The 23,538-nt window shown below is 72.8% G+C and carries 20 protein-coding genes; 9 read left to right on the top strand and 11 right to left on the bottom strand.

All coding sequences use genetic code 11. From position 1 onward, the window contains the following. Positions 1 to 37 precede the first annotated feature (37 nt). Complete coding sequence (locus AB0H12_RS41060; protein ID WP_499630850.1) at positions 38 to 1,429, bottom strand: RICIN domain-containing protein; 1,392 nt, start codon at positions 1,427 to 1,429, stop codon at positions 38 to 40. A 522-nt stretch (positions 1,430 to 1,951) separates the two neighbouring features. Beyond that, positions 1,952 to 3,175 (bottom strand): DUF4032 domain-containing protein, encoded by a 1,224-nt coding sequence (locus AB0H12_RS41055; RefSeq protein WP_499630847.1) that lies wholly within the window; start codon positions 3,173 to 3,175, stop codon positions 1,952 to 1,954. A 153-nt stretch (positions 3,176 to 3,328) separates the two neighbouring features. Here AB0H12_RS41055 and AB0H12_RS41050 point away from each other — a divergent pair, with 153 nt between their 5' ends. Both AB0H12_RS41050 and AB0H12_RS41045 read left to right on the top strand, forming a co-directional pair. After that, on the top strand, positions 3,329 to 4,282 hold the full coding sequence (locus AB0H12_RS41050) for a Gfo/Idh/MocA family protein (protein WP_499630844.1): 954 nt from the start codon (positions 3,329 to 3,331) through the stop codon (positions 4,280 to 4,282). A gap of 142 nt (positions 4,283 to 4,424) precedes the next feature. Further along, complete coding sequence (locus AB0H12_RS41045) at positions 4,425 to 5,423, top strand: YdcF family protein (RefSeq protein WP_499630841.1); 999 nt, start codon at positions 4,425 to 4,427, stop codon at positions 5,421 to 5,423. 431 nt (positions 5,424 to 5,854) lie between these two features. Here AB0H12_RS41045 and AB0H12_RS41040 read toward each other — a convergent pair whose 3' ends face one another. Further along, positions 5,855 to 7,663 (bottom strand): S9 family peptidase, encoded by a 1,809-nt coding sequence (locus AB0H12_RS41040; RefSeq protein WP_499630838.1) that lies wholly within the window; start codon positions 7,661 to 7,663, stop codon positions 5,855 to 5,857. Next, positions 7,660 to 9,009 carry a M20/M25/M40 family metallo-hydrolase gene (locus AB0H12_RS41035; RefSeq protein WP_499630835.1) on the bottom strand — a complete coding sequence of 450 codons (1,350 nt, stop codon included), beginning with the start codon at positions 9,007 to 9,009 and terminating at the stop codon, positions 7,660 to 7,662. Before AB0H12_RS41035 ends, AB0H12_RS41040 begins: the two co-directional genes overlap by 4 nt. Before the next feature lie 94 nt (positions 9,010 to 9,103). Between AB0H12_RS41035 and AB0H12_RS41030 the strand changes: the two genes are divergently transcribed. Then, on the top strand, positions 9,104 to 9,640 hold the full coding sequence (locus tag AB0H12_RS41030) for an ArsR/SmtB family transcription factor (RefSeq protein ID WP_499630832.1): 537 nt from the start codon (positions 9,104 to 9,106) through the stop codon (positions 9,638 to 9,640). Here the strand turns inward: AB0H12_RS41030 and AB0H12_RS41025 are convergent. After that, positions 9,604 to 10,389 (bottom strand): DMT family transporter, encoded by a 786-nt coding sequence (locus tag AB0H12_RS41025; protein ID WP_499630829.1) that lies wholly within the window; start codon positions 10,387 to 10,389, stop codon positions 9,604 to 9,606. The two genes, AB0H12_RS41030 and AB0H12_RS41025, sit on opposite strands and share 37 nt — an antisense overlap. Before the next feature lie 40 nt (positions 10,390 to 10,429). Here AB0H12_RS41025 and AB0H12_RS41020 point away from each other — a divergent pair, with 40 nt between their 5' ends. The 3 genes from AB0H12_RS41020 to AB0H12_RS41010 all read left to right on the top strand — a co-directional run bounded on the left by AB0H12_RS41020 (position 10,430) and on the right by AB0H12_RS41010 (position 11,958). Continuing rightward, the gene (locus AB0H12_RS41020) at positions 10,430 to 10,927 is read left to right on the top strand and encodes a MarR family winged helix-turn-helix transcriptional regulator (RefSeq protein ID WP_499630826.1); all 498 of its coding nucleotides are present in this window, start codon (positions 10,430 to 10,432) and stop codon (positions 10,925 to 10,927) included. Positions 10,928 to 11,042: 115 nt separating this feature from the next. Continuing rightward, positions 11,043 to 11,501, top strand: a complete 459-nt coding sequence (locus AB0H12_RS41015; protein WP_499630824.1) for a DUF4383 domain-containing protein — start codon at positions 11,043 to 11,045, stop codon at positions 11,499 to 11,501. 19 nt (positions 11,502 to 11,520) lie between these two features. Further along, positions 11,521 to 11,958 carry a DUF6292 family protein gene (locus AB0H12_RS41010; protein WP_499630821.1) on the top strand — a complete coding sequence of 146 codons (438 nt, stop codon included), beginning with the start codon at positions 11,521 to 11,523 and terminating at the stop codon, positions 11,956 to 11,958. Between the two features lie 79 nt (positions 11,959 to 12,037). On the opposite strand, the gene AB0H12_RS41005 is transcribed toward AB0H12_RS41010, so the two are convergent. After that, positions 12,038 to 13,210, bottom strand: a complete 1,173-nt coding sequence (locus AB0H12_RS41005) for a glycosyltransferase (protein ID WP_499630818.1) — start codon at positions 13,208 to 13,210, stop codon at positions 12,038 to 12,040. Positions 13,211 to 13,404: 194 nt separating this feature from the next. Here AB0H12_RS41005 and AB0H12_RS41000 point away from each other — a divergent pair, with 194 nt between their 5' ends. Together AB0H12_RS41000 and AB0H12_RS40995 are read left to right on the top strand one after the other, a co-directional pair. Beyond that, positions 13,405 to 13,647 (top strand): acyl carrier protein, encoded by a 243-nt coding sequence (locus tag AB0H12_RS41000; RefSeq protein ID WP_499630815.1) that lies wholly within the window; start codon positions 13,405 to 13,407, stop codon positions 13,645 to 13,647. A 30-nt stretch (positions 13,648 to 13,677) separates the two neighbouring features. Beyond that, positions 13,678 to 14,178, top strand: a complete 501-nt coding sequence (locus AB0H12_RS40995; protein WP_499630812.1) for a metallophosphoesterase family protein — start codon at positions 13,678 to 13,680, stop codon at positions 14,176 to 14,178. Positions 14,179 to 14,370: 192 nt separating this feature from the next. On the opposite strand, the gene AB0H12_RS40990 is transcribed toward AB0H12_RS40995, so the two are convergent. Further along, positions 14,371 to 15,012 (bottom strand): class I SAM-dependent methyltransferase, encoded by a 642-nt coding sequence (locus AB0H12_RS40990; RefSeq protein WP_499630809.1) that lies wholly within the window; start codon positions 15,010 to 15,012, stop codon positions 14,371 to 14,373. Positions 15,013 to 15,048: 36 nt separating this feature from the next. Next, positions 15,049 to 15,543, bottom strand: a complete 495-nt coding sequence (locus tag AB0H12_RS40985) for a hypothetical protein (protein WP_499630806.1) — start codon at positions 15,541 to 15,543, stop codon at positions 15,049 to 15,051. 182 nt (positions 15,544 to 15,725) lie between these two features. On the opposite strand from AB0H12_RS40985, the gene chrA reads away from it, so the two are divergent. After that, the gene (gene chrA / locus AB0H12_RS40980; protein ID WP_499630803.1) at positions 15,726 to 16,850 is read left to right on the top strand and encodes a chromate efflux transporter; all 1,125 of its coding nucleotides are present in this window, start codon (positions 15,726 to 15,728) and stop codon (positions 16,848 to 16,850) included. A gap of 25 nt (positions 16,851 to 16,875) precedes the next feature. Here the strand turns inward: chrA and AB0H12_RS40975 are convergent, their stop codons facing one another. The 3 genes from AB0H12_RS40975 to AB0H12_RS40965 form a co-directional block, all read right to left on the bottom strand. Continuing rightward, positions 16,876 to 17,067 carry an MbtH family protein gene (locus AB0H12_RS40975; protein WP_499630800.1) on the bottom strand — a complete coding sequence of 64 codons (192 nt, stop codon included), beginning with the start codon at positions 17,065 to 17,067 and terminating at the stop codon, positions 16,876 to 16,878. Next, entirely contained in the window at positions 17,064 to 18,281 is a 1,218-nt protein-coding gene (locus AB0H12_RS40970) for an MFS transporter (RefSeq protein WP_499630797.1), read from the bottom strand. The genes AB0H12_RS40975 and AB0H12_RS40970 overlap by 4 nt, the downstream gene beginning before the upstream one ends. Continuing rightward, positions 18,278 to 23,538 (bottom strand): amino acid adenylation domain-containing protein (locus tag AB0H12_RS40965; protein ID WP_499630794.1); only part of this gene is annotated, 5,261 nt, incomplete at its 5' end. The genes AB0H12_RS40965 and AB0H12_RS40970, both read right to left, overlap by 4 nt.

The raw sequence follows: 23,538 nt of genomic DNA, 5'->3' as shown, positions 1-23,538 counted from the left end.
TCTCGCGGCGTGTGCCGGTGACGGCCGTCCCTCGCGATCAGAAGTTCTTCTTGGCCACCGTCCAAGGCACCCTGGACGCCAGTCCGGACGGTTGCAGGATGTAGTCGCGGGCGATCTGGTTGCCGTTCAGGACCATGTCGAGGAACTGCACGACCGCGGTCACCGCGTCGGCCATCTGGTTACCGGTGATGAAGCCGCCGTGCCCTGCTTGGGGGTTCTCGGCCAAGACGGTGGGGACGGTGGTCAGGTTGTAGTTGGCCCTGGTGTTCTCGTAGGCGATGTCGGAGGGACCCCCGTCCATGTACAGCACCGGAGCGTGCAGCTTGGTCAGCTCGGAGCGCGGGTAGCCGAACGAGCCGTCGGCGAAGAGCCCGCTGTTCACCGAGACGGTCGCGTCGACCCGGCGGTCCTGGGCGGCGATCAGGGCCTCCAGGCCGCCGCACGAATGGCCCGCGGTGGCCATCCTGGTCAGGTCGAGCCGCTGTGACAACGCCGCGCCGGAGCGGTTCTGCTCGCGTTCGGCCCAGGTCAGGGCGTCGGTCAGCAGCGAGGGAATGGGGGAACCGCTGGGCAGGCCGTTGGGCGAGCCGTTGGCGGAACCGATGTCCACCACGGCGAAGCCCTTCGCCGCGATGGCGGTCAGCAGCCGCGTGACCTCGCTGTTGTTGGTGTGCGCGCAGGCGCCGTTGCCGAAGGCCAGCACGGGGAGGGGACGGCCGACGGCCTGCGGGTCGGAGGGTCGGAACACGGTGAAGCGGTTGTCGCCGTACGCGCCCTCACGGGTGACCTGGAAGTTGTTCTCGACCATGGGACGTCCCGGCTGGGGCGTCGTGGTGGTGGTGGTCGTCGGGTCGGTCCCGCCGATCCGGACGAGTTGCCACTGCTGGTTGGCGCCGCCCCAGTCGCTGTACTGCACGACGTTGCCGCCGTCGGCGGTGGACGCGCCCTGGACCTCGACCGCCTTGTTGCTGTTGCGGTTGATCAGGCGGATGTGGCCGCCGTCGGAGTCGGCCAGGCGGAACTGCTGGTTGGAGCTGTTGTTGTCGGCCCACTGCACGATGGCGCCGCCGTCCGCGGTGGAGTAGTTGTGGACGTCCAGGACCTTGCCCGACAGCCGGGACTTCACCCGGTAGTAGCCGTTGCCCGAATCCACGAACTGCCACTGCTGGTTGGTGCCGTCGCTGCGGGTCCACTGGGTGATGCGGGCGCCGTCGCCGGTGGCGAAGTTGTAGACGTCCAAAGCCTTGCCGCTGTTGCGGTTGACCAACGCGTACCACGCGGTCGTGTCGACGGTGGCGGCCGACGCGGGCGCGGCGCCGAGCGCCGTGACCAGTCCGCCGACCAGCACGGCGACGACAGCGGTCACGCCGGCCAGGCGACGTCCGGGTGCTCGTGGGACAGCGGTGGGCGGGTGGCCCGATCCGGCCATGGGTGTGCTCCTCTTCATCGAGGTCGGGGCAGGGTTGGCCGCGGCGCGGGCAGCGTCCACCGAGGACCGCGTGCGCCGGGTGTTCCGTCGCGCTCGCCGCGCGAACGACGATTACGTCAGCGTGGGTGATACGAGGGCCGAGAACAGGCGCACGGGCTGAAGCGCCGCTGTCGCGGGTGCCGGTCGCATTCATCAGACTGTGGAGGACGTCTCGCAGGCGGTCAAGATGCGCCGAAAATGTTTCGACTGGTCAACGGGTCGATGGTCGGCCGAATTGTCGAATGCTAAAAGCGCTGCGAATTCTTCAGCTCGCACGAGCGCCTGCGCGGCGGCCCGGGTCGCGCTGCGAGGCGAGCCACGCGCCGGCCGGGTGGGCCTTGGCCGCCGCCGGCGACCGGGAGGAGGCCGCGGCGATGCCGAAGCGGGAGCGTGCCGAGTCCGACGAGCACGGTGCGGTGCGGCTGTGCGACGAGACCGCGCATGGGCTGCTCGACCTCGGCGTGTACGCGCTCGGGACGTCGATCAGACGAGGTCGACGTCCTCGTCGTCGACCTCGTTGTCCCGGTCCGGCAGCACGGTGGCGAGGTAGGAGCGCAGCGCGGCGGTGGTGCCGACGTCGCGGCCCGCGTTCTCGGACAGGAACCAGCGGTGGACCAGGACCTCGTGGAACAGCTCCGCCGGGGCCAGCACGCCGAGCAGGTCGGGCGGCACGGCGGCGACCACCGGGTCGTAGACCTCGTTGCGCCACAGGTGGCCTGCGGTCGTCTCGGGGACGGGCGCGCCGTCGCGCTGCTCCAGGTAGGCGCGGAACGAGCGCAGGTCGTTGAGCAGGCGCCTGGCCTGGCCCTCCTGCACCTCCAGGCCGGTGAGCTTGAACAGCTCGCGGCGGCTCTGGCCGATCTCGGCGACCCGGATGTCCACCCGCAGCCGCGCGCCGCTGTCCGAGGTGACCAGTTCGACCTCGTCGACGTCGAAGCCGAGGTCGTTGAGCCGGCGGAGGCGTTCGGCGACCCGGTAGCGCTGCTCGTCGAGCTGGAAGAACTCCTCGCGGGTCACCTCCTCCCACAGCGCGGCGTACCGCCGGGGCACGCTGTCGGCGACCTCGATCGGGTCGATGTCGGAGGGCAGCAGGCCGCCGGCTTCGAGGTCCATCAGCTCGCCGCCGATGCGCTCACGGGCCAGGTCCACGTCGTAGGTCCGCTGGCCGGCGGACAGCTGCGGGTGGCGCTCGACGGTCTCGGCGTCGACCAGGTAGGCGGCCAGGTTGCCCGCGTCCAGCCGGAACAGCGTGTTCGACAGCGAGCAGTCGCCCCAGAACGTGCCGGACAGGTGCAGCCGGACCAGCAGTCCGACCAGCACGTCCACGAGGCGGTCCGCCGAGTGCTCGACGCGCGGGCTGGAGAACAGGTAGCGGTAGGACATGGAGTGGTCGAGGTAGCGGGTGACCAGGATGGCCTGCTGGTCGTCCGGGCGGTCGACGCACAGCCCGAGCACCGACACCGAGGGCATGCCTTCCCGCTCCAGGTCGCCGAGTATCGAGTACTCGTGCCGGGCCAGCGGTTCGGCGATCTCCTTGAGCGCGTACACGCGGCCCTCGCTGGCGACGAACCGCACCACGTGCCGCGAGATGCCGCGTTGGGGAACGGTCAGCAGCAGCTTCTCGTCCCACTCCTCCAGGGGCTGGGCCCAGGGCAGCGAGAGCAGTCCACCGGCCTCGCTGGCGGGTGGGCGGAAGAGGAATCGCATGTGCTCCCCGGGGCTGGTGCGCGGACGACGCTGAAACTACCTCGTCACGGCGCCGTCGAGCCACGCGATGTGTCCTGGTCGTCACGATCAAGAACGCACCTGGCGGCTCGGCGTCCGGTGGGGCGGATACTGCCGGGTGTGGAGGCTGCCGGGGTGGAACCGATCGACGGACGGACGCGGGTCGGGTTGGTGGGGGTCGGCACCATCGCCCGGACGCACCTGGAGGTGCTGGCGGAACGGCCCGACGTGGACTTGGTGTTCACCGTCGACCCGCACGCCGAGCCGCCGGTGTTCCGGGGCGTGACCCCCGGGCACTACCGGGACCTCGACGACGCGCTGGCGGCGCACCGACCGCACCTGGTGGTGATCGCCACGCCGGCGGACTCGCACGCCGACCTCGCCACGTCGGTGTTGACCGGCTCCGACGCACGGGTGCTGGTGGAGAAGCCGCTGGTGCCGGACCTGGCGTCGGTGGACCGGCTGGGCGGCGTGGACGGCTCGCACGACCGGCTGTTCACCGCGCACCACTTCGCGTTCTCGCCCGAGGTGGAGTGGGCGGCGGACCTGGTGGCCGCGCACCCGGAGTGGGGGCCGGTCACCGCGATCACCTCCGCGTTCAACGACCCGTACGTGCTCAAGGGCGAGCAGGCGTTCACGTCCTACCTCTCGGCGTGGACGGACTCGGGCATCAACCAGCTCACCGTGCTGGCCCGGTTGGTGCAGGTCACGGCGGTGACGTCGCTCCGGGACGAGCGCACGAGCTGCTGGGCCGCGGCCTCGTTCCGGTCCCGTGGCGCGGTCGGCACGGCCCGGTTGCACACCAGCTGGCGCACCGGCGCGAGCAGCAAGTCCACCGCGTTCACCTGCGGTGACGTGGAGGTGTGGCTGGACCACACGGCGATGACCGCGTTCGCGTACCGGGGCGGGGAGCTGCTGGCCGAGCACGGCGGTGACGGCCGGACGCCGCGCAAGATCGCGCACTACCGCCCGTTGTACGCGAGCCTGCTGTCCGAGCGGCCGGACCCGATCCTCGGTTTCACCGCCGCCACCACCCTGACCAGCCTGCACGCCACCGCCGGCCGCCTCGGACCGGGGACGTCCGCCTGACCGCGCGGCGCGTCGTGATCCGAGGGCGCCGGCGCCGGCGCCGCGGCGGACCGACGGTGGCGCGTGGTCCGCGATGAGATCCGGCCGGCCACGCTCGGGGACCACGACTTCGAGTGACCGCCTGCCGTCTACATTGGCCCGCATGATCTTCGGGATCGCGGCGCTCGTGCCCGCCCTGTTCTTCGTGATCGGCGTGATCCGGGACCGGCGGCGGCTCGGCAACGCCGTGTGGCTCGGCGTGACGCTGGTGTTCCTGCTGCTGTGGCTGGTGTTCCGGGCCTCGGCGAACGGCGGCTGGTCGGCCGTCGTCGTGGGGTACGCGTTCGTGGTCGTGCTGCTGGGGCTGGGGTTCGTGCTGCCGACCGCGTTGGTCGCGAACGGCGTGCTGATGCTGCGCCGCGAGGGTTTCGGCTTGGCGAACCTGCTCTCGCTGCTCGCCGGGCTCGCGATCTTCGGCCTGGTGGCGGCGTTCGGCTTCGCCACGGCGCACACCGGACCGGCGGTCGACGCGGTGATCGGGTCGTTGCTGATCGTCGCGGCCTACGTCGCGTTCCTGTTCGTCAGCCTGCTGCTGTACTCGGTCGTGTACGGCAGCGTCGGCCGCCGCACGGGCTTCGATGCGGTGATCGTGCTCGGCGCGGGCCTGATCGGCGACCGCGTGCCGCCGCTGCTGGCCGCACGGCTGGACCGCGGCCTGCGCCTGTACCGCCGCGAGGTGGACGCGGGCCGCACGCCGCTGCTCGTCGTCTCGGGCGGGCAGGGGCCGGACGAGGCGGTGTCCGAGGCGGCGGCGATGCGCGACTACCTGCTGCGCCGCGGCGTGCCGGACGAGCTGATCGTGCTGGAGGACCGGGCGACGACGACCGAGCAGAACCTGCGGTACAGCGCGCGGCTGCTCGCCGAACGTTCCTGGACCGGCCGGGCGGTCGCGGTGACCAACAACTTCCACGTCTTCCGCGCCGCCGTGCTGGCCCGCAGGCTGCGGTTGCGCATGCAGATCATCGGCGCGCCGACGGCGTGGTACTTCCTGCCCAGCGCGTTCCTGCGGGAGTTCGCCGCGCTGCTGGCCCAGAACCCGCTCGTCCACAGCGTCACGTGCGGCCTGCTGGTCGGCCTGCACCTGCTGCTGACCCTGTCCTGATGCCGGGCCCGGACGACCCTCACACCCGGACGGCGAGCGAGGCCGTGCAGCCGGGAGGTGACGTCGCCGGTCACGTCGGCCAGTTGCTCGTCGTGGCCGTCGCGGAACACGGTGTCGTCGGCCAGGGAGGTGCGCACCAGGTCGCGCACGCTGAGCACGTTCGGGCCGTTGGACCCGTCGCCGGGGTACGGGCCGGCGGTTTCCTGCGGATCCCGTCGCCGCACTCGGCCGGCGCGGACGTTGTGGTGGTCGTGGTGCCGCCGGTGGCGCACGCGGTGAGCGAGGCGAGCCCCACGCCGCCGAACAGCGTGAGGGCCGCCTGCGGCTCAACGTGGCCAGGTCGAAGGCGAGGCCGCGGTCGTGGATGGGGGTCGTGCCGTCCACGATGAGCGCGGTTCCTGTGCTTCGTCCGTGAAGTTCCTGCGGGGTCCTCAGCGGAGGTGGTCGGCGAACCAGGAGACGATCAGCTCGATGGTGTCGGCGAGCCCGGCCCGGTCCCACTCGTGCCCGACGCCGGGGTGCAGCACGAGCCGCGCCGGTTTGCCCAGCTCACGCAGCCTGCGGTACATCCGCTCGGACTCCGCCGGGTCGACCCTGGTGTCGTTCTCGCCGTGCATGATCAGCACGGGCGCGGTGAGCCGGTCGGCGTGCTCGAGCGGGCTGCGCTCGGTGAGGACGGCCACGTCGGCCGGGTCGTCGGGGTCGCCGATCCAGTCCGCCGCCCGCCTGCGCCAGGTCGGCGGGAACGACCGGATGTCGTTGAGCAGGTCCGACGAGCCGCACTCGCTCACCCCGGCCCGCCACAGGTGCGGCAGCCTGGTCAGGCACGACAGGGCGGCGAACCCGCCGTACGACGCGCCGTGCACGCCCAGCCGCGTCGGGTCGGCCCACGGCACGTCGTCCAGCAGCCGCACCGACGCCTCCAGGTCGGCCAGGTCGCCGCCGCCCCAGTCGCGGTAGATCAGCCGCTGGTAGCGCATCCCGTAGCCGGACGAGCCGCGGATGTTGGGCGCGAGCACGCCGATCCCGCGTGCCAGCAGCGCCTGCACGAGCGGGTCGAACCCCGGCTTCGCCTGGAACTCCGGTCCACCGTGGACGGTCACCACCACCGGCGCCCGGTGCTCCGCTCCAGCCGATGCCGGTCGGTAGAGCAGGCACGGCACGGTTTCGCCGTCCGCGCTGGTCGCGTGGACGAGGGTCGGGGGCACGACCGCGTCCGGCAGCCGTGCGCCGCAGTCGGTGAGCTGCCTGGCCCCGCCCCGGTCGAGGTCCACCAGGAACAGGTCGGTCGCGCCGTCCGGCCGGCCGAGCTGCACCAGCAGGTCGCCGGACGCGGTGAACCGCGGCGCGAAGCCGTCGAAGCCGAACTCGGCGACCGCGACACCGCGTGGGAGCCCGGTGACGTCGGAGGGTGGTCCGCCGACCTGCGCCCACCGAAGCCGGGTGCAGCCGTTCTCGTTGACGCCCCACGCCAGCCGCGTGCCGTCCGGGGAGAGGGCGGCGCCCTCCACATCGGCCTCCGGGGTGTCGATCCAGGTCAGCCCGCCGTCCAGGGACAGCGTGGCGAGGCCGAGGAAGTCACGGCCCTGGGTCGTGCACAGGTAGAGGCCCGACGAGTCGGGCAGCCACGCGACCGGGTGGTACTTCGCCGGACCCTCGTGCGGGGTGAGCAGCCGGACCTCGTCGGTGGCCAGGTCGCACGCGAACAGGTCCTGCTCCGTGTTCTGGTGCAGCCGCACCACGAGCAGCAGCCGTGAGTCGGGGGAGAAGCCCATCGGCAGGTAGCGGTCGTCGCCGTGCAGCACGATCCGCTCGTCGCCGGTGCGCAGGTCGCGCACCAGCACGTCGAACACCTCGCGGTCACGCGCGTTGCTCGCGTAGGCGAGCAGCGCCCCGTCCGGGCTGTACGGCCGTCCGGTGCTGCCGTACGGCGTGCCGATCTCGCACCGCACGCCCTCCTCGGCGACCAGCCACTCCACCTCGCCCGTCGCGGGGTCGACCTCGGCCAGCCGGTGGTCCTCGCCGCCGTCCGGGTCGGTCAGCACCAGCAGCCGCGCGCCGTCCGGCCGCCAGGTGCACCGGCGGACCGACCCGGCCACCTCCACGTGACGCGGGGTGCCGCCGCCCAGCGGCGACACCCGGGGTTGCGGGCGGCCGGAGGCGTCGCTCACGTACACGACGGACTTGCCGTCCGGGCTCGGCTCCGCGCCGGCCAGCCACTCGAAGTCGGTCCAGGTCACCGTCCCACCTCCGCGATCGCGTGCTGCACGGTGGCGGCGGCGACGATTCCCCGCCGGAACCAGCGCAGGTCCAGGTTCTCGTTGGGCGCGTGGTTGGCCTCGTCCACGTTGGCCAGCGGCAGGCCGTAGCACGGCACGTCCCACGCGTCGGTGAACGCGGCGATCGGCAGGCTGCCGCCGAGCGCGGGCACGAGCAGCGGCGGTTCGCCCAACCCGGCCTCCGCGCCGGTCAGGACCGCGTTCGTCCACCGGGTCTCCGGCAGCGTCCGGGACGGTTGCATCGCGGCGCCCTCGACCAGTTCCACGTCCGGCGCGTGGACGGCCAGGTGTGCCCTGAGGGCGGCGAACACCGCTTCCGCCCGTTGCCCGCCGACGAGCCGCATGTCGCACCGCGCCACCGCCCGGTTCGGGATGACGGTGCGGTGTTCCGGGGTGTCCTCGCAGCTCAGCGAGTTGATCGTGAACGTGGGCGCGGCCAGTCGGCGGCTGAACCCGAGGTCGGCGGGCGGTTCCATCGCGGTGACGCCGATGCCCGCCAGGGTGGCGGGCACGTCGACCGGCAGCCGGTCCAGCGCGTCGCGTTCGCCGGGGGTCAGCGGGACGACGTCCTCGGTGACGCCTTCGACCAGGATCCGGCCGTCGGGTGACCGCATGGTCCCGAGGGCGTGCACCAGCCGCCACGCGGGGTTCGGCGCGACACCGCCCCAGTTGCCGGAGTGCAGCACGCCGGACGCGCCCGAGGTCCGCAACTCGAACGTGACGACGCCGCGCACGCCGAGCACCACCGCGGCGCGACCGGACTCGTGCACCGGGCCGTCGCTCCACACCACCAGGTCCGGCCGGTCGATCCTCCCCAGCACGGACGCCAGGTGCGGGCTGCCGATCTCCTCTTCACCGTCGAGCAGCACGGTCACCCGGCACGGCAGGCCGCCGGTCAGCTCCCGCAACGCCCGCAGGCCGAGCAGTTGGGCCAGGTGCTGGCCCTTGTTGTCGCCGGCGCCGCGGCCGTAGATCCGGCCGTCGCGGAAGTCGGGCGTGAACGGCGGGGTGACCCACTCGTGCGGCGGCCCGGGTGGCTGCACGTCGTAGTGGCCGTAGACCAGCACGTGGGGCGCGCCGGGCGGGCCGGGCGCGGTGCCCAGCAGGGCGGGCCAGCCGTCGGTCTCGCCGATCTCGGGCTGGAAGCCGTTGCGGCGCAACAGCTCCGCTCCGTGGACGGCCGCGTCCGCCATGCCTTCGCCCGTGCGGCTGATGCTCGGTCGGGCGACCCACTCGGCCAGCTCGGCCAGCAGTTCGCCGTCCCGTTCGCGCACCCACTCGCCGACTCGCCGCGCCAGTCCGTCCACGCCACCCCCTCAGTGATTTCACGAAGTGCAATCGATATCAGTGAACCAAACCACTGGCGGGCGCGGCAAGGACGGGTGGGTTAGCCTCTGCGGCGTGCCGGCCCCGCCTGATCACCCCGCCCGTGACGCGACGGTCGAGGAGCTGAAGGTGCTCGCGCACCCGTTGCGCTGGCGCATCCTGCGGTTGTGCTGGGACCGGGCGTTGACGAACAAGGAGCTGTCGGACCGGCTCGGCGTCGCGCCGGCGACCGTGCTGCGGCACGTGCGGGCGTTGGTGAAGCGGGACTTCCTGGCCGCCGACCCGGTGCGCAGCGGCGCGCGCGGCGCGTTGGAACGGCCGTACCGGTCGACCGGTCGGACGTGGCGGCTGGGGTTGGTCGACGTCGAGGGCGAGGGCTTGGTCCAGCGGGTGGACCTGGCGATGCTCGCCGCGCACCGGGCCGAGGTGCTGGAGGCCGGGCCGGACGCCAACCGGGACAGCGCGAGGGGTGTGCTGCGCCTGGGCGCGGCGTCCCAGGCGGAGCTCAACGCCCGGTTGGCCGCGTTGATCACCGAGTTCGTCGAGCGTGACGAAGAGGTCGGGGAGCCGTTGAGCTACCTGTGGTCGCTGGTGGCGCGTCCGGAGCGGTGAAACTCCACCTCCTCGACGTCGTCGCTCCCCACGCGGGACGGACCCGGCGCCGCGCTTCCCTGTGGCGCTCCGGCCCGCTGTCCGAGCAGCACGCCGGACAGCACGAGCAGCAGCCCCAGGACTTGGTGCCCGCCCAGCGACTCGGCCGCCGGCAGCAGACCGAGCACGACCCCGGTGACCGGGTTCAGCAGGCCGATCAACCCCACCGTGCCCGCGTCCAGGTGGCGCAGACCGGTGAACCAGGCGACGAACGCGACCGCCGTGGCGACCACGGACACGAACGCGAAGCCGAGCAGGGTGGCGCCGGTGAGCGGCGGGGGAGCGCCCTCGACCACGAACGCGGACACGACGAGCACCGCGCCGCCCGCGACGAGCTGCCACGACGTCACCAGCAGCACGTCCACGCCGGCGCCCCAGCGCTTCGTCAGGACGTGCCCGAACGCGGACAGCGCCATCGCGGCGACCGACACGACGACCCCGAGCGGGTCGGCGGCGTCCACGCCCGAGGCGAGCATGAGCACCACGCCGACGACGCCGGTGAGCGCGCCGAGCACGAGCGATCGCCACCACCACGGGCCACGAGGGCGTTTGCGGCACAAGAGGAGGAGCAGCACGCCGGCGGGGAGCACGCGCAGCACCGCTCCCCACAGCGGGTGGTCGGCGGGCAGGAAGTGGTGCGTGACGTAGTACGTCGAGCCCCACGCGACCGGTGCGATCGCGGTGACCAGGCCCCACCGGATAGTTTCCACGGAAGACAGTATAGCTTCCGTGGAAGCTATACTGGGTGTCGTGGAACTCGACCGCATCGCCCGGATCCAGGCCGAATGGGCCCGGGAACGGCCGGACCTCGACGTCGCGCCCCAGGGCGTCATCGGCAGGCTGCACCGCCTCGCGGCCGTGCTGGCCGAGCAGTTGGCCGTCGTGTACCGGCGGCACGGGCTCGGCGAGGGGGAGTTCGACGTGCTCGCCGCACTGCGCCGGGCGGGCGCGCCGTACGAGCGCGCGCCGGGAGAGCTGGCCCAGCACACGATGGTGACCACGGGCGCGATCACCAAGCGCATCGACCGGCTGGAGCGGGACGGCCTGGTGACGCGGAGGCCGGGGCAGGACGACGCCAGGCGGCGCGTGGTCGCGTTGACCGACGCGGGCAAGCGCGTGATCGACCAGGCGTTCACCGAGCACATGGCCAACGAGCGGCGGCTGCTCGACGCCCTCGACGACGACGACGCCGGGCGGTTGGAGCAGATCCTCACCACGTGGCTGGCCCGGTTCGAACCGCCGCGCTGACCCTCGCCGCGCTCGCCTGGTAGTGCTCGCAGTTGTTCGCCCGGTCGTTTGCCCGTACGCACGTCGGGTAGTCGGACGGAACCGAAGTGGTTTCCGCGAGGCAACGGGAGTCGACATGTCCAGACCCGGCACAGCGACGACACGCACACCGGTCCAACTGGCGGCGACGGTGGTGGGCGCGGTGTTCCTCGTGGTCGGGATCGCCGGGTTCATCCCCGGCATCACCACCGACTACGACACGATCCAGTTCGCGGGGCACGAGTCGCAGGCCAAGCTCTTCGGCGTGTTCGCCGTGTCGATCCTGCACAACGTCGTGCACCTGGCGTTCGGCGTCCTCGGCCTGGTGATGGCCAAGACGATGCGCAACGCGTTCCTGTACCTCGTCGCGGGTGGTGTCGTCTACCTGCTGCTGTGGTTGTACGGGCTCCTCGTCGACCACGACAGCTCGGCCAACTTCGTGCCGGTGAACACCGCCGACAACTGGCTGCACCTGTTGTTGGGCCTCGGCATGATCGCGCTCGGCTTCGCGTTGGGTCGCCCGGCTCGTCCGACCCGCGCCGCCGGGACCGGGTGACCCGGGGGACGTGGCGAGCGTGGCCGCGGAGTCCGAGTCAGGGTCTGGGTCCGAGTCCGGGGCCGAGGACACGCCGACCCGGGGCCTCCAGCGGTACGTGCGGGCCGTCGCGGTCGAGTTGGGGTTGGCGGGCGAGTGCTGGCGCGCCAACCCCGGCCCGCCCGCGACGGCGTGCCTGGAGGTGGACGGGAACCTGCCGTCGTTCCCGGACCGGGACTTCGCCCTGCTGTGGGACGAGGAGTACGGCTGGGCCGCCGCCGTCCGCGCCCGGCCGGCCGAGCCGCCCGTGGTGATCACCTACCGGGGCGGGGACGTGCTGCCGCCGGCGCCGGAGGTGGCCGCGTACGTGGCGGCGCTGAGGCGTGGCGACCACCCCGGCGACCCGAGGCCGATCCGACTGCGCGCGTACGGCACGCCGGACGACCTGACCGACCGCCTGCGCGCCTACCGGCCGTGACCTCGGGTGGCGGTGCGGGCAGGCGTCCGTCCTGGTGTGGGTGTGTGCAAGCGTTCGCTCCTGGTGGGGATCGGCGTGGCTAGCCGTCGGTGAGCGAGGACTCCAGCGTCTCCGGTCGGCCGGTGGCCTGGCGGTACACGCGGGCCGTCTCGGTGGCGATCCGGGTCGTGCTGTACCTGGCCTCGACGCGGTCGGTGGCGGCGATGCCGTAGGCGTCGCGGCGGGCGTCGTCGGAGAGCAGGGGGCGCAGCGCGCGGGCCAGCGCCCGCGGGTCGTCCGGTGGCACGAGGAGGCCCGTGACGCCGTCCACGACGATGTCCGTCGCCCCGCCGACGTTCGCGGCCACCACCGGCACGCCGCACGCCATCGCCTCGAGCGGCGTGACGGCGGCGCAGTCCGAACCGGCGCAGACCACCACGTCGGCGGACCGCAGCAACGCGGGCATCGCCACCTGCGGCACGCGGCCGACCAGCCGGACCCGGTCGCCGACGCCCGACGCGCGCGAGTGCTCGCGCAGCCTGCGCACCTCCTCCGGCCGACCGCCCACGACCACGAGTTCCGTGTCCCACACCGCCCGCAACGCCGTGATCACGTCCTCGGCACCGACCGCCGGCGAGACCAGCCGGTGCGACAACGGCCGGTTCAGCCGTGGCCCGTCCGGCTTGAACCGCTCGACGTCCACCCCCGGAGGCACGACGGCCAGCCGCGCTCGCGGCACGCCCATGTGCACCAAGTGCGTCTTCTCGTCCGTGCACAGGGCCATGACCCGGCTCGCCTCACGCCCGATCAGCCGCTCGGTGGACACCCGTGCCTCCGGCACGCCCTCGTCGCCCGCCTGCTGCGCCACCACGCCCAACGAGTGGAACGTCTGCACCACCGGCACGTCCAGACCGTTGGCGGCCAGCACCGACGCCACGCCCGACGTCCAGTAGTGGGCGTGCACGACGTCCGGCGGGTCGGCCCGCCACTGCGAGCGCAGGAACCGGGTGAACTCGTCCAGGTGAGGTAGCAACTCGTCCGGGTGAACCGGGCTCGGTGGCCCCGCCGTCACGTGCACCACGTCGTAACCGAGCCGGGTGCGCACCTCGTCGGGCGGTCGAGGGGAGTCACGCCGGGTGTGCACCGTGACCTCGTGCCCGTCCGCGACCAGTGCCGCCGACAGCTCGGCGACGTGGACGTCCTGACCGCCCTCCTCGGCGTCACCGAGCACGGGCAGCGGGCTCGCGTGCGCCGAGACGACCGCGATTCTCATGGGTTCCTCCAGCCGGCAGTGCGGCTCGCGCCAGACCAAGGCTGTCGTCTCAACCCGGATCGCACGCTACAAGCAACCCCCGACCCCTGCCACTCAGCGCGACCACGTCCGGGTGGTCGGTGGTGTTGTCGGGTGTGGTTGGCGGCGTGGTCGGCGGGTATGGCACAGGGCGACCGACCGACGAAGGAGGGGCCATGGCCACCGGGGAGACCGGATTCGACGACGTCAGCTACGACCTGATCTCCGTGCAGTACCACGCGCTCAAGGCGGGGCACGACTACGGCCAGTACGTCCGGGACGCGGAGAACGCGGGCAAGCAGGAGATCGCGGCCTTCTTCCGCCGCGTGATGGAAGAGGATTCGGCGCGCGCCAAGCAGTGCCACGAGTTCCTCAAGGAGTTGGCCACGAGCGGTGACGCGGGCCCGGCCCTGACTTGAGCCGAGCCCGCGGGTAGTAGGTTCCGCGCCATGCGGGTAGTCGTGCTGTCGGACACCCACGCGCCCCGGCGGTGGAAGTCGTGTCCTCCGGAAGTGGCGGAACACCTGCGCCGCGCGGACGTCATCCTGCACGCCGGTGACGTCTGCGTGGCGCCTGTGCTGGACGAGCTGGCGCAGTACGCGCCGGTGATCGCGGTGTGCGGCAACAACGACGGGCCGGACGTGGTCGAGTGGGGCGCGCCCGAGACCGTCGAAGTCGACCTCGCCGGGCTGCGCGTCGCGATGATCCACGACAGCGGCCAGGCGACCGGACGCGTCGCGCGGATGCGCCGCCGGTTCCCGGAGGCGGACCTGGTGGTGTTCGGCCACTCCCACATCCCGATGGACGTCACCGGTGAGGGGCTGGGTGGTGTGCGCGTGTTCAACCCGGGCTCACCCACCGACCGCCGCGGCCAGCCGCACGGCACTGTCGGGTTGCTCGACATCGAGGGCGGGGAGCTGCTGTCGGCGAGGATCGTGCCGGTGACGTGAGGTGGGAGGCGGTGGCGGGCCTCGGTGGGGTTGTTCCGGTTCGTTGTGGTGCGGCGGGGTCTGGTGGTCTCGGTGTCGGTGAGTGGTCTTCGTGCCTGGGGTGGGGGTGGTGGATCACTCGACTGGGCGAAGGGGGCGGATGCCGTAGCCGATGTGGCCGAAGGTCCGCACGTGCTCGTCAGGGGTCCTCGATCACGATCCGGTTCGGGCGATCAGCATTCCGCCCGGCACTTCGTCGTCGGGGCCGATGAGGACTTGCGCCTCGACGGTGAAGCCGGCGTCACGCAGCCAGCCGGCGACTCGCTCGACCGGGCGGCGGTGGACGCGGACCGACATCGGGTGGCCGCCGTAGCCCTCGGTCTTGAGGCGGTCGCGGTCGCCCACGTGGAAGCCGAGCATGACGACGCCGCCCGGCCGCAGCACGCGGTGGAAGTGGGTGAAGACCGCGGGGATCTCGTGGTCCGGGACGTGGATGATCGAGTAGAACGCCAGGACGCCGCCGACCGAGCCGTCGGCCAGGTCGAGGTCGGTCATGGAACCGACGTGGAAGCGCAGGTCGGGGTGGTGGTGGCCGGCGAGTTCGACCATCCGGGGTGAGAGGTCGATGCCGAAGGCGTCCAGGCCGAGGCCGTGGAGGTGGGACGTGATGAGGCCCGGTCCGCAGCCGATGTCGGCGACCGGTCCGCCGACCTCGCGGGCGGCCTCGGCGAACATCGCCAGGACGCCGCGCAGCAGTGGCGTCTTCGCCAACGCCTCACGCGTGATGTCGAGGTAGCTGTCGGCCACCGTGTCGTAGGAAATCCTGGTGTCGGTCAGCCAGCCGTCTGCGCTCACCGTGGTGAGGTTAACGGCGGCGGTGTGCGCGGTGGGTCAGGGGAGGAGCTTGAACGGGGGTTCCAGCCGGGGATCGCTCCACCGCAGCGCGGCGGCGCAGGTCGCGCCGTCCAGTCGGCGGACGGTCAGGGTGAGTTCGCGCAGTGGCTGCCGCACCTCGATGTCCAGGTCGGCGGTGGGGTTCTCGGCGGTCAACGTCCCGCTGGTGCGGTCGCCGGCGACGACGGTCCACTCGACGCGGCTGTCGGGGCAGTCGGTGTGCTCGTGGACGAGCGTGCCGGTGATGGTCCCGATGTCCTCACGGCCGGGTTCCCACGTCGTGGTGACGGCGCGTTCACCGGACAACCGCCACAGGTAGTACGACGTGTCGGAGCAGTTCTTCATCCCGGCTTCGTCGAAGGCGCACGGGTGCTCGAACGAGTCCTGCGCCGGGACGTCGCCGCCGACGTGGGTCATCGAGACTGGAGCGGTCCACATCGCTGTCGCGAGGCCCACCCACGCGAGCACCACCCAGGCAGCGAACTTCACCATGTCGCCTCCCCACGACCCGCGCCGTGGTCAGTGTCGGGCAGCGCAGCGCGACAGGGCAAGCGTCGCGGGGGTGGTTTGCCTGTGGTCAGTGGCTCGGTGAAGATTGGGCCGGTGCGAGTCGACCTTCACGTCTGGGAGCTGGCTGCGGTGGGTTGTCGGTCGGTCGATCGCGTGGACGCCTCGTGACCCGGGTCGGGTTGGGGACCATCGCCCGGGAGTGGGGGCGGATCGGGTGCGTCGGGTTCGGTGGGCCGCCCGCGCACATCGCGTTGTTGCGGGACCTGTGCGTGACCCGCCGGGGATGGCTGTCCGATCGCGAGTTCGAGGATGGCATCGCGGTCACCAACCTGTTGCCCGGGCCCGCTTCGACGCAGCTCGCGATCCTGTGCGCGTGGCGGTTGCGCGGCGCGGCGGGCGCGGTGATCGGTGGGGTTTGCTTCATCGTGCCGGGGTTGTTGTTGATCCTGGCGTTGGCCGTGCTGTTCCTGGCCGACGACGCCCCCGCGTGGGTGACGGGCGCGGCGGCGGGAGCGGGGGCGGCGGTGCCGGCGGTGGCGTTGCACGCGGCGTGGGGGTTGATCCCGGGCAGCTACCGGCGGGTCGGCACGGCGTGGGCGGCACGGGGGCGTTGGGCGTCCTACCTGGTGGTGGGTGCGGTGGCGGCGGCGGTGACCGGGCCGTGGTTGGTGCTCGTGCTGGTCGCGGCCGGGCTGGTGGAGGTCGCGGCCCGGACGCCGTCCGGTCGTGCCGCGAACTGGCCCGTGGTCCTGGCCCTGCCCGCCGCCGGGGGAGGGCTGGGCGCGTTGACGTGGGTGGCGGCCAAGGTCGGCGCGCTGTCGTACGGCGGCGGTTTCGTGATCATCCCGTTGATGCGGCAGGACGCCGTGCACACGTACGGGTGGATGACCGACGCGCAGTTCCTCAACGCGGTGGCGCTCGGGCAGATCACCCCGGGACCGGTCGTGCAGACGGTCGCGGTCGTCGGGTACGCCGCCGCCGGGCTCGGCGGCGGGCTGCTGGCCGCGTTCGTGGCGTTCGCGCCGTCGTTCGTGATGGTCATCGCGGGCGGTCCGAGGTTGCAGCGCCTGCGGGACGACGACCGGGCCCAGGCGTTCCTCACCGGCGCGGGCGCCGCCGCCATCGGCGCGATCGCGGGCTCCACCGTGCCGCTGGCCTGGTCGCTGCACGAGCCGTGGCAGTTCGTGCTGCTGGGTCTCGCCGTGCTGTGGCTGCTGGCCCTGCGCCGGGGCGTGGTGAGCGCCCTGGTCGCCGCCGGTGTGGTCGGCGCCCTGGTCCCGCTGTTCTGAAGCGGGACCAGGGCGCCGACGGCACTCAGTCCATCGCCGCGCGCAACGACGCCGGACGCATGTCGGTCCACACCTTGTCGACGTGCGCCGAGCACTCGTCCTTGGTGCCCCTGGTGCCCTCGAACCGCCACCCGGCGGGCACGTCGTGGTGCGCGGGCCACAACGAGTACTGGCCCTCGTCGTTGACCAGGACCTGGTAGGTGATGTCGTCCCTCATGCCTCGTTCTCCTCCTGTGCTCTCGCATACCCGCGCAGAGTCGGGCTGACCGTGACGAAAACCGTGATCAACAAAATGCCCGCCGCGCACACCACGACGGCGGCGCGGGCCGACAGCGCCTGGGTCAGCACACCGCCGACCAGCGGACCGGCCGCGCCCGCGCCGCCCACGACGACACCCATCACGCCGCTGAGCCGTCCGCGCAGCTCGTCGGGCGTGAGCAGCAGCTGGTGGGTGCTGATCGTGGTGTTGGCGGTCGGCGCCAGGAAGCTCATCAGGGCGAACAGCACCCCGATCAGGTAAGCCGACTCGACCGCCAACGCGCACGGCACCAGCAGGGTCAGCACCCAGAACACCGACGCGATCGACCGGTGCGGCCCGAGCACGCGGTGCAGCCACGGCGCGGCCAGGGCGCCGAGCACCCCGCCGACGCCGAGCATCGCCGCCATCACGCCGATCTCGCCGAACGACGCGCCCCGGCCCTCCACCAGCACGATGACGACCACGTAGAACGCGGTGAAGAACAGGTTCAGCACCACCGCGCACAACGCCGTCACCCGGATCTCGCGCCTGCCCCACACCCACCGCAGGCCCTCGCCGATCGACCGCAGCAGGTGCGGGTGCGACTCGACCGGCGCGGACGGCGGCACCCGCAGGAACAGCAGCGCCACGAACGCCACCACGTGCGTGACCAGGTCCACCAGGAACGGCAGCCACCGGGCGACGGCCAGCAGCACGCCGCCCAGCGCCGTGCCCGCCATCTGCCCCAACGACGACCGCGCGCTGTTCATCGCCACGGCCGTGGCCAGCTGCGAGTCCGGCACGAGCCGGGGCAGGCACGCGTCCTCGGCGGGTTCGAACAACGCCCGGCACACGCCGAGCACCGCGGCGACCGCCATGACGTGCGGGATCGTGACCGCGTCGGCCCAGATCGCCACCACGAGGCCGCCCAGGGCGACCACCTGGGCGGCTTCGCAGCACAGCATGATCCGGCGGCGGTCCCACCGGTCGACCAGCGCGCCCGCCGGCAGCCCGACCAGCAGCTGCGCGGTGGCGTCCACGGTCAGCACGAGCCCGGACAGCACCGGCGACTCGGTCAGGAACAGCACCAGCAGCGGCAGGGCCAGCATGGAGGCGCTGAACCCCACCTCGGCCAGCGCCTGACCGCCCCACAGCAGCGTGTAGTTCCGGTTGCGCGCCAACGACGTCGTCACAGCGCACCCCGGCAGTCCGCGGCGATCGCCCGCAACGCGGCGGCGAAGTCGGCGGCCACCGCCCCGATCTCCGCGCCCGAGTGCGCCGACGCGTGGTAGTACCAGGTGAAGCCCAGCGTCTTCCCGGCCTCGCCGACCACGTCGAGCACGTGGTCGGCCGTGTCGGACGGGTCGTGGTCCGCGCCGACCGACGGAAGCACCGCCCGGTACAGGCCGGCCGACTCGGCCGCGCCCCCGGAAGACTGGCCCGAGCCGAACTGGCCGAGGTAGTTGAACGACACCTCGGGCCGCCCTCCGTCGGGCACCAGGCCGTGCTGCCGCAGCGCCCCGTACCCGAACCCGTTGCCGGGCACGGCCCGCAGCTGCCGCCGCACGGCCTTCACCCGGTCGCGCCAGCTGCCGTCCGGCACCTCCAACACCACCGGGAACACCGCGGTGAACCAGCCGACGGTCCGCGAGAGGTCCACGTCGAGCACGTCCTCGCGCCCGTGGCCCTCCAGGTCCACCGCCACCCGCGACGATCCCGTCCACCGGGACAACGCCCACGCCAGCGCGGCCAGCAGCACGTCGTTGATCCGCGTCCGGTAGGCGGCGGGCGCGCCGCGCAGCAACGCGTCCGTGTCCTCCTCGGACAGCTCCACGGTCACCGCCTCGGGCGTCCCGGACGGCGTCGGGAACGGCGGGAACGACCGGGTCCAGTGCTCGACCTCGTCGTCCAGCCCGCCGCCGAGCACGTGGGCCTCCAGCCGCCGCGACCACTCCCGGTACGAGGTGGTCTTGGCGCCGAGGTCCTCGTCCCGGTAGGCGGTCTCCAGGTCGTCCAGCAGGATCCGCCACGACACCCCGTCGACCACCAGGTGGTGGGCGACCAGCAGCAACAGCGGCTGTTCGGCCTGGAACAGCACGGCCCTGAACAACGGCCCGGTGGCCAGGTCGAACGACGCGTGCACCTCGTCGGCGACCTCCTCCAGCCGCTCGACACCGTCCACGACGGTCAGCACGTCGACGTCACCCACGTCGTCGTTGTGCTGCCGCCACACCCCGTCGACCGACGTGAACCGCAGCCGCAACGCGTCGTGGTGCGCCACCAGCACGCCCAACGCCCGCCGCAACGCCGCCACGTCCACCGCCGGGGCCAGCTCCACCAGGTGCGACTGGTTGAAGTGGTGCGGGTTGCGCCGCCCGGAGGTCAGGAACCAGTGCTGGATCGGCGTCAACGGCACCTCGCCCACCACCGGCGCGGCGTCGGCCGACGAGGCGACCTCCACCGCGACGTGCGGGGCGAGGGCCGCCACGGTCTGGTGCACGAACAGGTCGCGGGTGGCGAACCGGTACCCGGCCTGCCGCGCCCGCGCCACCACCTGCATGCTCAGGATCGAGTCGCCGCCGAGGGTGAAGAAGTTGTCCTGCGCGCCGACCCGGGGCAGGTCGAGCACGTCCGCCCAGACCGCCGCCAGCGCCTCCTCGACCGGCCCGGACGGCGCGACGTACCCGGCGCCGAGGAGCGCGCCGAAGTCCGGCTCGGGCAGCTTCGCCCGGTCCACCTTGCCGTTGGGGCTGATCGGCAGCGCGTCCACCGGCACGAACGCCGACGGCACCAGGTAGTCCGGCAGCGACTCGCCCAGGTACTCCCGGAGCTTCGCCACCTCGCCCACGACGTACGCGACGAGCCGCTTGTGGCCCCGCGCGTCGGCCCGCGCCACCACGACCGCCTCACGCACGTCCGGGTGCGCCAGCAAGGCCGTCTCGATCTCGCCGAGCTCGATCCGGAACCCGCGGATCTTCACCTGCTCGTCGACCCGGCCGACGAACTCCAGCACGCCGTGCGCGTTCCACCGCACCACGTCGCCCGTGCGGTACATGCGGGACCCCGGCGGGCCGTACGGGTTCGCCAGGAACCGCGACGCGGTCAGCCCCGGCCGGTCCAGGTACCCGCGCGCCAACCCGACACCGGACACGTACAGCTCACCGGCCACCCCGACCGGCACGGGCTGCAACTCGCCGTCCAGCACGTGCGCCCGCGTGCCGGGGACCGGCCGGCCGATCGGCGGCACGCCGCCGGGCTCCAGCGGCTCGCTCCACGACGTGACCACGGTGGACTCGGTCGGCCCGTAGGCGTTGATCATGCGGCGGCCGGGGGCCCACTTCGCCACCAGGTCGGGCGGGCAGGCGTCACCACCGACGATCAGGGTGCGGAAGGTCGGCAGCTCGACGTCGGGCACGGTGGCCAGCGCGACCGGCGGGATCAGCGCGTGGGTCACGCCGAACGCCTGGACCACCTCGGCGAGCTGGTCGCCGAGCAGCGGCCCGGGCGGCGGCACGACCAGCGCCGCGCCGGCGGGCAGGGCCATGCACAGCTCCAGCACCGACGCGTCGAAGCTGGGCGAGGAGAACTCCAGCACCCGGTCGCCCGGCGTCACCTGGAAGTGCTCGATCTCGGCCGCCGCGAACGTGGCCAGACCGGCGTGCGACACCACCACGCCCTTCGGTCGCCCGGTCGACCCGGACGTGTAGATCACGTACGCCGGGTGCTCCGGCCGCACCGCCACACCGAGGTCGGTGTCGGGTTGACCGGACACGTCGACCGGACCGTCCAGCACGACCAGCGGCCGGGCGTCGTCGAGCATGAACGCGATCCGCTCGGCCGGGTACTCCGGGTCGACCGGCAGGAACGCGGCGCCGGCCTTGAGCACCGCCAGCTCCGCCACCAGCAGGTCGACCGAGCGGGGCAGCCGCAGCGCGACGATCCGCTCCGGGCCCGCGCCGAGCCCGACCAGGTGGTGCGCCAACCGGTTCGCGCGGGCGTTCAGCTCGGCGTAGGTCACGTCGGCCGCACCTGTCAGCGCCAGCGCGTCCGGTGTGCGCGCGACCTGCGCCTCGACCAGCTCGACGAAGCCGGGACCGTCGACGGCGGGACCGGTCGATCCCCACGCCGACAGCAGCTCCCGCTCGGCCTCCGGCAGCACCGGCAACGCCCACAGCGGACGGTCCGGGTCGGCCGCGATGCCGGCCAGCAGCACGCCGAGGTGCTCGACCAGCCTCTCGACCGTGCCCGCGTCGAACAGGTCGGTGTTGTACTCGACCGACCCGTGCAGCCCGCCGTCGTCGGCCTCGGTGAACTCCACCGTCACGTCGAAGCTGCTGCTCACCGTGGGCTGCTCGACGTCCTGCGCGTCCAGGCCGGGGAAGCCCGGCGCCTGCGGCGCGTTCTGCAACGCCACCACGGCCTGGAACAGCGGCGTGCGGCTGGTGTCGCGGTCGGGCTGCACCGCGTCGACCACGCGCTCGAACGGCACGTCCTGGTGCGCGAACGCGTCCAGCACGGTCTCCCGCGTGCGGGCCAGGAACTCCGGGAACGTCGCCGCCGGCTCGACCCGCGCCCGCAGCGTCACCGTGTTGACGAAGAACCCGACCAGGTCCTGCGTCTCCGGCCGGTCGCGACCGGACGCCACCGTGCCGACCGCGAAGTCGTCCTGCCCCGACCACCGGTGGAACAGCACCTCGCAGGCCGCCACCAGCGCCATGAACAACGTGCCGTCCACGGCCCGCGCCAGCTCGCGCAGCCGTGCCGCGACCGCCGCGGGCACCGCGAACCCGGTCTGCGCGCCCGCCGTGGTCTGCACGGGCGGCCGCGGCCGGTCCGTCGGCAGCTCCAAGGCGGGCACGCCGGCCAGCTGGTCGCGCCAGTAGTCCAGCTGCGCGTCCAGCGGCTGCGCCCGTTGCCAGGCCGCGAAATCGCCGTACCGGACGGGCAGCGGCGGCAGCTCCTCGCCGCCGTACAGCGCGGCCAGGTCGGACATCAGCACACCGCCGGACCAGCCGTCGGTGACGATGTGGTGCATCGTCAGCGCCAGCACGTGGTCGTCGGGTCCGCACCGCACCAGCGCCGGCCGGAACAACGGCCCCTCGGCCAGGTCGAACGGCTCCAGCGCGGGCATCTCGTCCACCACCGGCAGGCTGACGTCCGCCGGCCGCACCACGGCGATCGGCAGCCCATCCACCGCCGGGAACGTGGTCCGCAGCGACTCGTGCCGCTCGACGAGCGCCGTCAACGCCCGCTCCAGCCGCGGCACGTCCAGCGCACCGCGCAGCCGCACGGCCAGCGGCGTCACGTACTCGGTGCCGCCGGGCTGGAACTGGTCCAGGAACCACAACCGCTGCTGCGCGAACGACAGCGGCGCGTCACCGTCGACGCGCGTGATCTCGCGGCCGACCGGGGCGGACCCGGACAGCCGGGCCGCCAGCGCCGCCGCGGTCGGGTGGTCGAACAGGTCGCGCGGCGAGACGTCGAACGACGACCGCAGCCGCGACACCACCCGGATGCTGGAGATCGAGTCGCCGCCGAGGGTGAAGAAGTTGTCCTCCGCGCCCACTTCGGCCAGGCCGAGCACGTCGGCCCACACGTCCGCGACCAGGCGCTCGGCCTCGGTGCGCGGCGCGACGAACCCGCCCGCCGCCGACGCCTCCCGTTCCGGCGCGGGCAGCGCGGCCCGGTCCAGCTTGCCGTTGGCGTTGAGCGGCAACCGCTCCAGCGCCACGTACGCGGTCGGCACCATGTAGTCCGGCAACGACCGCTCGACGTGCTCGCGCAACCCGGCGGCCACCGCCGTGCCGGCGGGCACGTAGTAGGCGACCAGCCGGTCCTCCCGCACGATCACCGCGACCTGCGCCACGGCCTCGTGCGCCGCCAGCACCGCCTCGATCTCGCCCAGCTCGATGCGGAACCCGCGGATCTTCACCTGCTGGTCCGCGCGCCCGAAGTACTCCAGCCGGCCGTCGACCCACCGGGCCAGGTCGCCGGTGCGGTACATCCGCGTTCCCGGCGGGCCGAACGGGTCGGCCGGGAACCGCTGCGCGGTCAGGCCCGGCCGGTCGAGGTAGCCGCGCGCCACACCCGGACCGGCGACGAACATCTCGCCGACCACTCCGGGCGCGACGGGCTGCAACTCGTCGTCGAGCACGTAGACCCGCAGGTCGGGGATGGGCACGCCGATCGAGCCGTCGGCGGGCGTCCAGGTGACGTGGACGGTGGTCTCGGTGATCCCGTACATGTTGACCAACGCGCCGGACCCGCGCCACGCGGACACCTTGCGCATGTCCAGCGCCTCGCCGCCGAAGATCACGTACCGGACGTCGAGGTCGGGAGCCTCCTCCAGCAGCTGGTAGAACGCCGACGGCGTCTGGTTGAGCACCGTGACGCCTTCGTCGGCGACCAGCCGGGCGAAGTCGCGCGGCGATCGCGAGGTCTCGTAGGGCA

The organism is Actinosynnema sp. NPDC023794, assembly GCF_040639675.1.
Taxonomy (GTDB): Bacteria; Actinomycetota; Actinomycetes; order Mycobacteriales; family Pseudonocardiaceae; genus Actinosynnema; species Actinosynnema luteola.
This window is presented reverse-complemented; position numbering and strand designations above follow the sequence as displayed.